The organism is Methanobrevibacter sp. V74 (assembly GCF_963082495.1).
Classification (GTDB): Archaea; Methanobacteriota; Methanobacteria; order Methanobacteriales; family Methanobacteriaceae; genus Methanocatella.
The window spans coordinates 23,927-38,781 of record NZ_CAUJAN010000002.1 but is presented as its reverse complement, the minus strand read 5'-3'; the positions used below and the strand labels follow the sequence as shown (position 1 = coordinate 38,781).

Annotated in this window: 11 protein-coding genes and 1 pseudogene; 8 read left to right on the top strand and 4 right to left on the bottom strand. The window is 31.7% G+C overall.

What is annotated here, in order from left to right; translation table 11 throughout:
• Positions 1-64 precede the first annotated feature (64 nt).
• Both Q9969_RS02815 and Q9969_RS02810 read left to right on the top strand, forming a co-directional pair.
• A complete protein-coding gene (locus tag Q9969_RS02815) occupies positions 65-1,246 on the top strand; it encodes a hypothetical protein (protein ID WP_305554262.1) in 1,182 nt (393 codons plus the stop codon).
• 28 nt (positions 1,247-1,274) lie between these two features.
• On the top strand, positions 1,275-1,928 hold the full coding sequence (locus Q9969_RS02810; protein ID WP_305513889.1) for an NTP transferase domain-containing protein: 654 nt from the start codon (positions 1,275-1,277) through the stop codon (positions 1,926-1,928).
• Here the strand turns inward: Q9969_RS02810 and Q9969_RS02805 are convergent.
• The 3 genes from Q9969_RS02805 to Q9969_RS02795 are packed head-to-tail and all read right to left on the bottom strand — an operon-like array spanning position 1,920 to position 6,300.
• Positions 1,920-2,597, bottom strand: coding sequence for a DUF169 domain-containing protein (locus Q9969_RS02805; protein WP_305513890.1), 678 nt, complete (start codon positions 2,595-2,597; stop codon positions 1,920-1,922). The two genes, Q9969_RS02810 and Q9969_RS02805, sit on opposite strands and share 9 nt — an antisense overlap.
• A 28-nt stretch (positions 2,598-2,625) precedes the next feature.
• Positions 2,626-3,846 (bottom strand): PD-(D/E)XK nuclease family protein, encoded by a 1,221-nt coding sequence (locus tag Q9969_RS02800; RefSeq protein ID WP_305554259.1) that lies wholly within the window; start codon positions 3,844-3,846, stop codon positions 2,626-2,628.
• Between the two features lie 9 nt (positions 3,847-3,855).
• The gene (locus Q9969_RS02795; protein WP_305554256.1) at positions 3,856-6,300 is read right to left on the bottom strand and encodes a DEAD/DEAH box helicase; all 2,445 of its coding nucleotides are present in this window, start codon (positions 6,298-6,300) and stop codon (positions 3,856-3,858) included.
• A gap of 332 nt (positions 6,301-6,632) precedes the next feature.
• Here Q9969_RS02795 and Q9969_RS02790 point away from each other — a divergent pair.
• Positions 6,633-9,179, top strand: a pseudogene (locus tag Q9969_RS02790) (DEAD/DEAH box helicase); the annotation flags it as partial.
• Positions 9,180-9,484: 305 nt separating this feature from the next.
• Here the strand turns inward: Q9969_RS02790 and Q9969_RS02785 are convergent.
• Positions 9,485-10,624, bottom strand: a complete 1,140-nt coding sequence (locus tag Q9969_RS02785; RefSeq protein ID WP_305513898.1) for an aldo/keto reductase — start codon at positions 10,622-10,624, stop codon at positions 9,485-9,487.
• A 365-nt stretch (positions 10,625-10,989) separates the two neighbouring features.
• Between Q9969_RS02785 and Q9969_RS02780 the strand changes: the two genes are divergently transcribed.
• The 5 genes from Q9969_RS02780 to Q9969_RS02760 all read left to right on the top strand — a co-directional run bounded on the left by Q9969_RS02780 (position 10,990) and on the right by Q9969_RS02760 (position 14,852).
• A complete protein-coding gene (locus Q9969_RS02780) occupies positions 10,990-12,066 on the top strand; it encodes an NAD(P)-dependent alcohol dehydrogenase (RefSeq protein ID WP_305513900.1) in 1,077 nt (358 codons plus the stop codon).
• Positions 12,067-12,205: 139 nt separating this feature from the next.
• Positions 12,206-12,505 (top strand): putative quinol monooxygenase, encoded by a 300-nt coding sequence (locus Q9969_RS02775; RefSeq protein WP_305554250.1) that lies wholly within the window; start codon positions 12,206-12,208, stop codon positions 12,503-12,505.
• A 259-nt stretch (positions 12,506-12,764) separates the two neighbouring features.
• The gene (hypA, locus tag Q9969_RS02770; protein WP_305554248.1) at positions 12,765-13,139 is read left to right on the top strand and encodes a hydrogenase maturation nickel metallochaperone HypA; all 375 of its coding nucleotides are present in this window, start codon (positions 12,765-12,767) and stop codon (positions 13,137-13,139) included.
• Between the two features lie 11 nt (positions 13,140-13,150).
• A complete protein-coding gene (hypB, locus tag Q9969_RS02765; protein ID WP_305554245.1) occupies positions 13,151-13,801 on the top strand; it encodes a hydrogenase nickel incorporation protein HypB in 651 nt (216 codons plus the stop codon).
• Positions 13,802-13,820: 19 nt separating this feature from the next.
• Positions 13,821-14,852 (top strand): DUF354 domain-containing protein, encoded by a 1,032-nt coding sequence (locus Q9969_RS02760; RefSeq protein WP_305554242.1) that lies wholly within the window; start codon positions 13,821-13,823, stop codon positions 14,850-14,852.
• Positions 14,853-14,855: the final 3 nt, after the last annotated feature.

Genomic DNA, 14,855 nt, shown 5'->3' with positions numbered 1-14,855 from the left:
TTAAAAACCTTTTTATAATAGTTTTTATATATTAACATTAATGTATTCTTATTGGGTGTATTAAATGAGTCGTAGTTGGAGAAAAATTTCTATTGCAATATTTATATCATTAATTGTTTTGTGTGTTTTTCTTGCAGTTTTCAATTCTGCAAGTGCTAATTATACTGCAGCGTCCGTAGCTGAAAATTATAATCTTCCTATTGGTCAATCCATGTTTGAAAATCAATCTATAGTCGGTACAACATATCCTGTTGAGGTTCCACTAGCTTCCAATATAGGATTTTTAACCCATCAACTTCAAACATTTGATCTAAAAGGTCTATTGATGTCATTTACAACAGGAGCGGTTCCATTTGATTTTACAACTGTTTCAGGAGAGGGTATTGATTCTTACGGAAATGTAGTAGATGTTGAGGGTCCCGGATTTTTAACTTATTCTGGAGATAAGTTAGTTGTAAAAAAACCAGATGATTATGTATGGGCTTACAGTGCTCCATATAAATGGTTAAAAAAAACAGAATCCGGTGTGGATGTTTATGAAAATGGTACAAAAATCAAATCTGTCCCTGTTGGGGAAATTAAAAATTTAGATTATAGTAATGAGTATTATAATGCTTCTACAATAGCTAGCTGGTATAATTATGATGCTGTGGTTGGTTCCACATTTACATTAGAGAAAGGAATGGTTGATCTTTCTGATGGAAGAAATAATATTACTTCTCAGGATGTTCCTAAGATTTTTGGTCAAAGTACAGTGGATTATGCTTCTGAATATCCGACAGGATCTCCAATTTTATTATATGCTGGAAATTACACTGAAGAGGCCGGTGAAGTTTACGGTACTAGTTTAGGTTCTCACCCTGAATATGGGGATGGTGCAAGGGAAATTAATGCAAGACAATTCGTTAATGCATGGAATGGAACTGTAATTCCTCCTAATTCAACTTCAAGTGGTAAAGATTATGTTTACTTTGAATCTGCAAGCGATGCTTCAGCACCTGGCGGAAGTGCAGCCCATGGAGTTTGCCCATCTGCAAGAGCTTTAAGAGCAGCTGTAACTGCTGAAGGATTTGATTTGCCGGTAGGTATGACTTGGGATGAAGATACAGTATTGTTTGGTTTTAATCCGGCTCAAGGTATCACTGTTTATAATAATCATGATTATCCGGTTAAAATCAACATGTGGACTGAAGGTTCAGGAACTGGAATGGGTATTTATGCCCAAATTATAAGATATGTCAAATAATCAATATATCTTATTTTTTTTCTTTTTCATGTCAATTTCAACAATTATTACTGCTGCAGGCAGGAATTCTCGAATGAGGGATGACCAACTTTCACGTGGTCTTAAAATAACTAATAAGCTAATTTTACCATTCAATAATAAAACGATTATAGAAACGACAATTGATAATGCATTATCCTTGGATATTGATGAATGTATTGTAGTACTTGGTCATTATGCTAGTGAAATAAAAGACGCTATTTTTGATAATTACAAAGATAAGGTGAAATTCATAGAAAACAATCCAGTTGATGTGGGTCTGTCAATCTCATTATTCAATGGTTTATCAAGCACCACTTCTGATTTTGCATTGTGCATTACTGGAGACCAACCAACAGTGTCAACCGAGACTTTTAGAAAAATGATTGAAGTATCTCAAAACTCAGATGATCCTTATAAAACAATATCTATTTTGAGAAGAAGAAAAACCGGATTACTTGATACTGCTGAGGGATTGGGCATGCCCTTTGTAGCACCTAGAGAAAATCTAATGGATTATTTAGAAAACGAGAACGACAATTTAAATCCAATTTTGCACAAAATATTTGAGGATGGATATGAGTTTTATGGAATAAAAGAAAAAAATGAAAAAGAGTTATTAAATATTAATCATTATGATGATTATTTAACTCTTTTAGATTGATTCAAGGCCAGAAATGACCTCTTCGATTTTAGCTTTACTGATGCCAACTGTTATTTCCTCATCTTTAATATCTGCTGCCTTTCTAGAACCGTCACAACCTAACGTGAAATTAATTCCATTGTCTAAGTATGGATTTGCAAATGCATCGCCACATAATGATTGAATACCTGCAAAGGATGATGTAATTTTTTCTCCAGTTTTATAAACTATACTTTGTGCAAGTTTCATTCCACCAACAGGTTCGGTAATGATTTGAATAACGTCTGGTTCGAAACTAGCTTCATCTAAAGGGGCATAAACCATAGCCCAACTTAAATCTTTAATAATTGAAAGTTTGTGAGTGAGCTTTTTAGCGGTTTTTAAATCTTGAAATCTGCCTAATGAAAAGTATTTTTCACCATTTGCTAATTTTTCAGGCATATCTCTAAGTCCAATAGCTCCTGCTCCACCTAGACATAATTGCTCATTAATTGTTGAGTAGAATTTATTGCCTAATGATGCTTTTCTAACCATTTCGCAGTGTCTGATTTTTTCATCAATTAAATCATAACCTTCAGGAAGGTCTGCTTTGGTTTTAATCAATTTCATTGCTACTGGTTTTGCATCGAGTTTAATTTTGCTTTCGATTATTTCACAGTATTTTCGATTTTTTTCTAAATTATTAGTCATACAATCACTCACTGTTACAATTTATAGATTATGGAATTTTAATATCTTTCGTTTTAACACTGTTATTTTTACAGAAAGTCCTGAAATCGCATGCGCTGCAGGTTCTTTTGTCTGAATCTGCTTTCCAGGCCTCTTGAATTCTACAACCTTTCATTTCTCTGATTAATGAATCTTCAATATCCGCTACAACACTATCAAACTTCACAAGAGCATAATCCTTTTCCTTTTCATTGACATTAATAATCCTTATGGACCTATTGATTTTGAATTCATCACTTAAATCGGGAGCTTTATCATCTTCCTGCCAGTTTAGGATTAGCTCAACATCACTTTCAAATTCAGCTCCAACATCAGTTAGATCATTTTTAAGTTCTTCTTTAATTAAAGCCAAATCCTCTTTTGACGGAACAAGTTCATTTAAATAAAAAATAATCCCGGCAACAATGGGTTTTGCATCTTCTTGTTTAGATCTAAGCCAGGAATAAGTTAGAATTTGTTGTTTATGAGTTTCCCATTTATCTTCAGCTTTAGAATCATTCATTATTGTTGGAGGTCTTTTCATTCCTTTATAGTCAATAATTATCTCATAATCCTCAATATCGCCATGTTGTGATGTGTTCTTTTGGAAACTGGGGTCTTTTTTAAGAAATTCAATAATTGTGTTGTTGAAATTATCCAGATTGCTTTGCTCTAAATCATTGATTTTCATTGATGTCAAAACATCTACAACACCATTAATCCCATAATAATTGGATCTGCTTGTTTTTTCATTATAATTGGGCATCTTTCTAATGCCTTTGATTAAAAGCTCTGATGAATCAATTAAGGGGAACAAGTCTTTTCCCCAAACGTTAATGGCTCTTTCAGCTCTTGCGCTGGCTAATTTTTTATGGTCATGTTCATTTAAGTCATCTACTTCCGGATGATTTGCTTTACTGAAAAACAAATCCTCATCGTAAGAGTATAGGCCTCTAACTTGCAATCTCAAATCAATTTGTTCCTCAATAGGCCTTATATCTTCTTTCCAATCCCATGGAAATGAATTCTGTTTATATTTCCATTCAAGAAATGCTTCCTCAAGCACTCCATGAATAAATTCTCCAAACCATCTTTGGACAGGTTTTGAAGGGGGAAGCGTTCCTTTATTTTGATAGCGATATTGCAGATTACAAGTTAAAAATGAAAGCAAATCTCCTGTTAAACTGTATTCTGGTATCTTATAGGGTTTTAATTTTGATGGTAATTTCACTCTATCACCTTAAACTAAATATATTTCATTAAATCCAATGTATTTTTCATCTCTGCTCCATCCAAGGGCGATATTTGGAATATCAAAGTGATTGTTTCCTTTTTCATATCCTTGAATTGCTGGATTAAGTCCAACTAGCAACAATACACTTTCTGCTCTTGAAAATGCAACAAAGTATAATCTTATTAGATCGTCAAATGACCTATCTTTTTCACTTCTGGGGTTTGCTCCAAGTGAGCTGTGCTTTCTAATTGCATCTTCAATAGTTATTTTTTCTTTTTTGGATTTGGGGAATCTCAAATTCTGAGTTCCAATGTCGTTCTTTTTAAATTTAGATCCCACATCAACAATAACTAATGGGAATTCCAGTCCTTTTGATTGATGAATCGACAATACATTTATCCTATCTTCAGGTAACGTTTCAAGTAAAGATTCATCAATACTGATTCCTCCTGTTGAAAGAGGAATAAATATGTTCCATAATGCTTCCAGAATAGAATCTCTTTCTTGTTTTTTATTTCTAAATGATATATTTGAGTGATAATCATTGAAAAATCCAGTTTGGGTGATTGATTTGGTTATTGCTTCGAGATATACAATCCCTTCAACATCATCTTGTAATTCTTCAATCCATGTTGTCAGTTTATATGCAAGTTCCATTAAGCTAGCGGTTTTAGGCCATCTGTCGTGTCCTCTAGGTCTTCTAAGTTGCCAGTAGGTAACAAATTCAGATAATGTAATTGGACTGCGAGGTTCTGGGTTTAATTTAATATACTCTCTAGCTTTAACTCGCCATATGTTCATATTTCTTATAGCTAACTTTGGAATTGTTTTATCATTTGACTGGATTTCTGCTTCAGGATCAATACATTCAAGTATTAAACCACAGAAGATTCCAACATTATCAATCTCTTGAAGGTCAAGTCCTCTTGGGTTAAACATTTCAATGGGATTTTTAAATCTTTTAAGATTTTTTCTCAGTTGATAGAGAAATGACCTATTCCCATATTGAATTTCTTTTGGAGAAAATGATAAAATAGCGATGTCGGCTGCAGAACCATAATCCTTATCTAGCTTAAGTCTTATTTTTTCCATTTCCTTTCCTTTTGCTAGATTTTCATTTTTCAACTGTTGAAGCTGAGCAATGTTTATTGCACCATCCATTTTCTCATAATACTCTTTATTTAAAACTTGCAGAACTTTTAATTCAGCTTCTCCTTTATTTACAAGGTTGTTTATAAGTTTTGCCAGATCCATTGATAGCATTTCAGGATTGTTTCTAAACATTCCCAAAATCGGCATTCTGTCCTTTTCAAAATCGGGAGCTATAATTTTAGGTTTATTCTCTACTCGGGCATTTTGATATTCCCTATCTAGTTCTGCAAATTGATTGCAATGGGCAATAATATTTTCTGTTGAACGGTAATTGGTTTGAAGGTTGATTTCTTCAACATCAATTCCTAATCTTTCTTTAATACGTTTTTGATAGTTTGTGAACAAATCCACTGTTGCTCCTCTAAAACGATATAGGGATTGGTCATCATCACCTACTACAGTGATGTTTCCATTATTTTCAAGAGCCCTTTTTGCTATTGTAAAGTAAATGTCCTCTTGAATAAGGTTAGTGTCCTGATATTCATCTATTAAAACAATTTTAACTTCATTTAAAAAGAGTTCTAACTCTCCATTTTTTAATTTATTTAAAAACAGTGATTCTAACATTGCAAAATCAATTGTATTTCGTTTACTTAAAGTTGTTTCATATTCTTTAATACAATCAAGTGCTAATTGTTGACCGCTGCCTTTTTCGGTTTTTTCATATAATTCTTCAAGGTCTACTTGGTCATAGAAGAGTCTATTTTTAATTTTCATGAGTATTTCGCTCATTTTCGATGGTTCTTTCAGTTCAGCTCTGCCGCTTAATTCTTTAAGGAATTCTACTAATTTCTCGTCACGATATGTTTCATCTTCAATAAGAATTCTCATCATCGCCGAGTTTGCAACAAATTCTTCAATAACTATTGCTTGATTTTCACCAGGTTTTTTATTATCTCTAAGTAATTCCTCAGCAACACTATCAGTTGTTCCTATTTTAATTTGGTTGAAATCAATCCTATCAATTTTCAGGAGGTTATCGAAGTTTTCATCATCAATATTGTCAAGTAAATAATTTTTAATTTCATCTCCCCAACCAAGGATTCTTGAATATAATTCTTCAGCCGCTTTTCTTGTAAATGTTGTTGCTAATATTTCATTTGGATTAATATCGTCAACAAAAATATATTTTAATATTTTAAGTACCATTACTGTTGTTTTTCCAGAACCGGGGCCTGCAACGATAAATAATGATTTGTCACTTTCAGTCAATATTGCCTTTTGCTGATTTTTATTTGAAGAGATATCCCTTTTCAGTATATCCACCACGATGTCTTCAAATTCATCATATGAAATCATTTTTTATACCTCTTATTTTAATTTATGTAATTATCTTATTTATATAATCATAGAGAGAGCGTTTGGAAAGTATTTGAAATTTAAGTAAATAATCGTCATAATCTGAATTTAACTGATTTATATATGATAATAACAGCATATTTGCCGGAATAATATCCTGTTTTTAAGTTCACTCTAGAAGCAAATATTGCTTCTAACTTTTTTCACTTAAGCTGTTTAAAATATTAATCTAAGTAAATATTGCTTTTAACTTACATGTTTTTTAAAATAATAAGCTTTAAATATTAATTGAATTCATATACTAATTATTAATTTTAATTTTAGCTGATATTATGGATGACATTGAAAATATTGACATGTTTAAAAATGATGTTCGATTTAGGGAAAATATAGCCCATATCGAAACCATACCGGCTAAAAAGGCTAGTTTTAAAAAAGTGGATAACTTAAGTGAAATAATTGTTTCATACTTAAAATCAAAAGATGTGAAATTATACCAACACCAAGCTGAAACTTACAAAGCTATCCAAAATGGTGAAAATGTTATAATAACAACACCAACAGCTTCAGGTAAAACTCTCGCTTTTAATCTGCCCATTATGGAGACAATGGTAGAGGATAGGGATGCAACAGCATTATATATTTATCCGGCTAAGGCTTTGTCAAATGACCAACTGCACATTTTGGAAAATCTTGAAGAAGAATTAGATATTAAAATCAATCCAAGGACTTATGATGGGGATACTCCAAGAGAGGATAAAAGAGGAATTCGTGAAAAATCAAGAATCGTCCTGACAAACCCTTATCAACTACATTTAATATTGTCTTGGCATCATCAATGGTCAAAATTTTATAAAAACTTAAAATATATTGTTATTGATGAGTCACATTACTATAAAGGAGTGTTTGGTTCAAATGTAGCATTTTTAATTAAAAGATTAAAAAGAATAGTTAATTTTTATGGTGCTTATCCCCAGTTTATCCTATCCTCTGCTACATTATCAAATCCTTTAGAGTTAGCTAACCGTTTAACTGGTGAGGAATTTGCCTTGGTTGATAGAGACACTTCTCCAAGTGGTGAGAAGGACTTTATTTTATATAATCCATTTAAAAATTATGTTCGAAAGAAAAATAACACGCAAAATGCTCCATCTGTACATATGGAAACCGTAAATATCTTCATGTATATGATGTTGAAAAATATTCAGACATTATGTTTTACCGTTTCAAGAAAAACAACGGAATTAATTGCAATGTGGGCTAAAAAAGACATGATACAAGTTAAAGGTAAATTGGCTCATAGAATTGCAGCTTATCGTGCAGGTTATCAAGCTAGTGAAAGACGTGAGATTGAAAGAGGTCTTAAAAGTGGAAAATATTTGGGAGTCACTTGTACAAATGCTTTGGAATTGGGCATTAATATTGGTTCGCTTGATGCGGTTATCATATCAGGTTATCCCGGAACCATGATTTCAACATGGCAACAGGCAGGAAGGGCTGGAAGAAGTACTCAAAAATCTCTAGCTGTTTTAATCGCCTTTGAAAATCAACTTGATCAATACTTTATGAATAATCCAGAGTTTTTCTTTGATAAAGCTCATGAAAATGCAATTATCGATTTGAAAAATCCGATTTTACAAGAAGCTCATCTTTTATGCGCTGCTAAAGAGTTGCCTCTTCAAAGGGGAGATGCAGAGAAATATTTTGATATTTCACAAAATGTCATTGACAAGCTAGTATTAAATAAAGATTTGAATGAAAATCATAGGGGAGACTTCATCTATCCTTATGACGATAATCCTGCAATGGACCACTCTTTAGATCAAATTTCCAGTGAAGAATTTAAGGTAATGAATAATGGCAGATTATTGGAGACAATGGAGCGTTCACAAGTTTACCGTGAAGCTCATGAAGGGGCGATTTTAATTAACAAAGGAGATACCTATGTGGTCAATAGCGTTAATTTAAAAAACGGATTTGTTAATGTATCTAAAGAATCTGTAGATTATCATACAATGGTTTTAAATCAAACGGATATCAACATTAAAAATAAATTGTCAAAAACAAAATACGGCAATCTCACAATTCATTTTGGAGAGCTTACAGTAAGTGAAGATTACTTCAAATACAAAAAAATGCACTTTTCAAAAGCAATCGGAACCTATCCCTTGGAATTGCCTCCATTGAAGTTTAATACTAAGGGATTGTGGTTTACAATACCTAAAAAAGTAAAGGATACTCTTGAAGACATGTTTCCAAATGATGAGGAAGTATTTGCAGGAGGCCTTCATGGAGCTGAACATGCTTTAATTGGATTGTTTCCATTGCATACTATGTGCGATAGGTTTGATATTGGTGGACTTTCAACTAGTTATCATGAAGACACACAGGAAGCTACAATTTTTATTTATGATGGCTATGAAGGAGGAATTGGAATTTGTGAAAAAGCAGTTGATGTATTTGTCGAGCTTTTAAATTCCACAATTGACTTATTAAACAATTGCCAATGTCAAAGTGGTTGTCCATCTTGCATATACTCGCCAAAATGTGGAAATGATAATAAACCATTACATAAAAATGCTACAAAGTTTATTCTAAATTATATGCTTGATTTAATCTCAGACAATACTGTCTCTTTAAAGGAAGACGTTTTTGAAGAAAATGATGAATTTGGAGAAGCTTTAGAGTTATATGGTAAATGTGATTATTCAGCTTCAAAAGATGTTTTGAATAATATTTTAGCTCATGATAATCGTCATGCTAAGGCATTAGCTTTAATGGCTCAAATATTGTATGAACAAGACCAAAAAGATATTGCATTAGTATTTGCAAAAAAAGCTCTCTCTTCAGATGGGTCTAATGAAATGGCTAATAACTTAGAGGCATTGCTTACGAATAAACATAAAAAAGAAACTGTCAAGTTAAATTCCCTTGATGATATCGATACTTTATATGAGGAAGCTTATGATTTATATGAGCAGGGCGACCTTGCTACTTCATCAGAAATCTTAGAAAAGCTCCTAGATTTTGATGATAGAAACTCAGAGGCACTTGCACTAATGGGCTTAATATACTATCACTCGGGAATATTCCCTAAAGCTGTAGGATATTATAAAAAAGCTTCTAAAATAAATAAAACTGGTGAAATGGTTCGTGAGTTGAAAATGAGGGTTTCCTAATGATTTCATGCATAAGGGCTAAAACCTTCTTCAAAGTGTTCGCATGCATTTTCTAACTCTTTTGGAATGTCTATTTTTTGAGTGCAATAATCTAGGCATGTTCCACAGTATGTGCATTCATCGGCAGGTACTTTTTCATCTCCTAATTTATCAAAGTATAATCTGTAAATGTTTGATTCAGGCTGGTTTTTATTTAAATTGTATAATGTGAAATATTCAGGAATTGGAATCATTTCAGGACATGCATCAATGCAGTATCCGCATTCACTACATGGTACTGCAACACTTTCTTTAAGTTTTAAAGCAATATTTTCTAAAAATTTACTTTCTTCATCATTCAGCACTTCAAAATTCTCAAATGTATTGCAGTTATCAAGTAGATCCTCCATTTTATTCATGCCGCTTAAAACAATTTTCACATGTTCAAGAGATGCACAAAATCTAAGTGCAAAACTGGCTATTGATTTGTTTGGATTGAATTTATTAAATTCATTTTTAATTTCATCATTTGGATTTATAATAACTCCGCCTTTTAGAGGTTCCATTACATAAACATCTAAACCATGTTTTACACACAATTCGTAACATTTGCTGGCTTCAATAGCCGGATCTTTCCAATCAAGGTAGTTCAATTCTAATTGGACAACATCTAAAATATTTGCATATTTATCTAGTACTTTTTCAAGTAGATCTGAGGTGTCATGGAAACTGAAACCAATTTTTTTAGCAATTCCATTTTCTTTCATTTTTTTAACATATTCAAATGTTTCATGTGATTCAGCTAATTTGAACCATGGTGTGTTGATGTTGTGGACTAAAAATACATCAAAGTAATCAATTCCAAGCCTTTCAAGCATTATAGCTACGAATTTATCATTATCTTCTTCGCTAGTCAGTGCCCATGTTGGCATTTTATCACATATTCTAAATGATTCACGAGGATATCTTTCAACTACTGCTTTTCTTATAGCCACTTCACTAACTCCATCATGATAAGCATAAGATGTATCGAAATAGTCAAAACCTTTTTCAATATAAATATCAACCATTTTGTTGAATAATTCCTGATTAATGGATGTTGGGTCGTCTTTGTCTGTTTGTGGCAATCTCATACATCCGAAAGCAAATTTTGATTTATAATTCATAATAATATTCTCCTTTAAGTTTTATTTAATCTGTAAATTATTTAAATGTTGTTAATAGCAACAGTATGAAAATATTGTTTTTTTTAAATTATATTAACTTTTTATAATATTTTTTTACATTATTTAAAAATTTTTTATTTTATTAAATATTCATTAGATTTAATTTTATAATATATTTTTTACATTTTTATTAAAAATTAAAAAATCCCTGATTATTAATTACCCATATTAAAAATTTTGTTTATATAATTCAAAACAATAAAAATATTTATAAATAATATTCACCAATATTTAATTAAGTCATTATTTAATTTAACTGAAATTTGTTAATTGAAAATATGGCTTTTAATTTAGAGGTGACAAAAATGGCAACTTTTAAAGGTTTTGCAATGAAAAAAATTGGGGAAACTGGATGGGTTGAAAAAGAGGTTCCTGAATGCGGACCTATGGATGCAATTATAAAACCTACCTGTGTATCTCCTTGTACCTCAGACATTCATACTGTTTGGGAAGGAGCTATTGGCGAACGTACTGATATGATTTTAGGACATGAAGCCGTTGGTGAAGTTGTTGAAGTAGGTAGTTTAGTTACCAAATTTAAACCAGGAGACAGGGTTATCGTTCCAGCTATTACTCCTGACTGGGATGATGAAGCTGCTCAAAGAGGATTCCCTTCTCAAACAACAGAACCTCTTGGTGGTTGGAAATTCTCTAACTTTAAAGATGGAGTATTTGGTGAAAGATTCCATGTAAATATGGCAGATGCTAATTTAGCTCTTATGCCGGATGGATTATCCGATGAAGGTGCTTGTATGCTGGTGGATATGTGGTCTACTGGTATGATGGGATCTGAAAATGCTGATATTCCATTAGGTGGAAGTGTATTGGTTATTGGTATTGGTGCTGTAGGACTTTCCGCTATTGCAGGTGCAAAATTGTTAGGTGCAGGTAGATTATTTGCAGCCGGTACTCGTCCAATATCTGTAGAAGTGGCAAAGAAATATGGTGCAACTGATATTATTAACTATAAGGAAGGACCAATCGACGAACAAGTAAGAGAACTAACAAATGGGGCAGGTGTTGATTCTGTAATTATCGCAGGTGGTAATTTAGAAAACACTTGGAATGAAGCTATTTCATCCGCAAAAGCCGGTGGTACAGTTTCAAATGTAAATTATTTAAGTGGTGCAGATAATGTATTAATTCCTCGTGTAGAATGGGGATGCGGTATGTCTAACATTAACATTAAAAATGGATTATGTCCTGGTGGTGCTGTAAGAATGGAAAGACTTGCAGACTTAGCGTTAATGGGAAGACAAGATCCGGAGTTATTAGTTACCCACAAATTTGAAGGTCTAGATAAAATCGAAGATGCTTTGTATTTAATGAAAGAAAAACCAAAAGATTTAATTAAACCGGTTGTATTATTAGATTTAGATTAAATAAGAATTTATGTGATTTTTATCATTACATATTATTTAAAAATCTAGTAAATGAAAATCAGTATTATTGGAAAAGTTTTTTTTGTTAAGCTATTTCAATAATATTGATTTATCTTTCTAAATTAATAATGGTGAAATTATGATTATTGTTTTAGCAAAAGCAATACCAAAAGATAAATCTGCAAAAATTAAAGTTATTGATTTTGCGCAAGATTTAATTAAAAATTCCAAATTAGAGGATGGAAATATTGATTATAATTTATTCGAAAACACTGGTGATAATTCATTAATGTTTATTGAACAATGGCAATCAAAAGAAATTTTACAAAAACATTTAGAAACAACCCATTTTATTAATTTCGGTGAGAACATAGAAGGATTGCTTTCATCAGATCTTGAAATAAAAGTCTTTGAAGCATCTGAAATAGATTTATCTTGATATAGTACATAATACTATTTATTCGGTATATCAGATTTGGAAATTATTATATCAACCTGTGGAATTGGGAAATAAAAGGATAGGTCTATCTGCTAGCATATAATTTATTAAATTTAAATCCTCAACTTTTATAAGTTGAGGTCCCAATTCCAGATTTTTTTTAAAGTATTACTTCATTAATACTCGTTTATTAAATACTTTTATTAATAAATAAAACAATACATATTATATTAATATTTATTTATGGGGGAGTATTATAATGCATGAATTATCTATGGCTCAAGGTATTATTAATGCAGTACTGGATACTGCACAAGTTAATAATGCAACTGAAGTTACTAAAGTCACTATTGAAGTTGGCAGATTAGCCATGATTAATCCAGAACAGTTGGAGTTCATATTAGGTGTCTTAATAGACAACACTATTATGGCCGATGCAGAAATTGATTTTATTGAAATTCCCGCTGCAGTAACTTGTTATGATTGTGGATTTAATGGTGAAGCTGTACTTGATGATAGTGATCATTACGCTCCACTTGTTAAATGTCCTGAATGTGACAGCCTAAGTGTAGAAGTCTTAAATGGTAAAGATATCATTGTAAAAAATATTGTTATAGAAAAACCTGATGAATAAATGGTGATAGTATGCATATGATTGCTGATGTAGAAATAGAAAAAAACATTATGGATGCTAATAAAAAATTAGCCGATAAAAACTTAAAAAATTTAGATGAAAAGGAAATATTCTGTGTTGATTTTGTAGGAGCCATTGGCTCTGGTAAAACAACTCTTGTAGAAAAAATCATTGACAATACTGATTATAAAATTGGTGTTCTTGCAGGGGATGTCATCTCTAAATTTGATGCAGGACGTATAGAAAAACATAACGTTCCAGTTGTAGGCTTAAATACTGGTAAAGAATGTCACTTAGATGCTCATTTAGTGGGGCATGGATTAGGGGATTTGCCATTAGATGACTTAGACATGGTCATTATTGAAAATGTTGGTAATTTAATCTGTCCGGTTGACTTTGAATTAGGTTCACATTTAAGAATTGTAGTTGTAAGTGTCACAGAAGGTGATGATACTGTTGAAAAACACCCAATTATTTTCCAAACTTCTGATGTGGTTGTTATTAATAAAATTGACCTTGCAGATGCAGTTGGAGCAGATGCTGATAAAATGGTTGCTGATGCTCAAAATTTGAACCCGAAAATTAAAGTAATTAAATCTAGCCTTAAAGAAGGCATTGGATTGGATGAAATTATTAAAGTAATTGAAGATGCAATGAATTAATTTTTTATCAGGTGGTAACATGAAAGTATGGATAGATATTTCAAATGCACCTCATGTAAGATTTTTTAAAGATGTAATCAAGTATTTAGAATCAGAAGGTGAGGATGTAATTGTCACGGCAAGACAATTTGGAGATATCCATAAATTGCTTGAAATGTATGATATTGACTTTATTTCTGTTGGAAAACATGGAGTAAGCTTATATGACAAATTAAGGGAAAGTACTCAAAGAGTATATAATCTTGTCGATATAATACATGGTGAAAACGTAGATGTTGCCCTTAGCAAACACTCTATTGAACTTCCAAGAATCACTTTTGGTTTAGGAATTCCAAGTTTATATGTTTTAGACAATGAACATGCTCTAGCAGCTAATAAACTAACTCTTCCTTTATGTGACAGAATTATCACACCGGACATTATTGATTTTTGGAAGATAATGAAATTTGGAGCTGATCCGAATACAATTATTCCATATGACGGTACCTCTGAATTAATGCACTTTAAAAGCTTTAAATATAATGATGATGTTTTCAATGATTTGAATTTGAATTTAAATCATAAAAAAACAATCTTAATGAGACCGGAACCTTCACTTGCATCATATCTTGATGCGGATTGTAGAAAATCTGTTCTTTCACCTATTGTTGATGAGCTAAAAAATGTGGCGAATATTTTGATTCTTCCAAGATTTAAGGAGCAGGCCGAAATATTTGAAGGAATTGAAAATGTTCATATTTTAAAGCCACCTGTTGATACTTCCAGTATTATTAAAAAATCAGATTTAGTAATTGGCGCTGGTGGAACAATGAACCGGGAAGCTGCAATACTGCAAACACCTGTTATATCTTGTTATCCTGGAGAAACATTGTCTGTTGATCAATATTACATTAACAAATCTTTAATGTATAGATCTCATGATACTGATGATGTTATAAAAAAAGCTCTAGATTTCATTGTAAATCCACATGAGAAAATCGATGTTAAAACAGATGATTTATTCCAAATTATTATAGATAATTTATATGATTTGGCGAAGAATGGTAAATAGTTA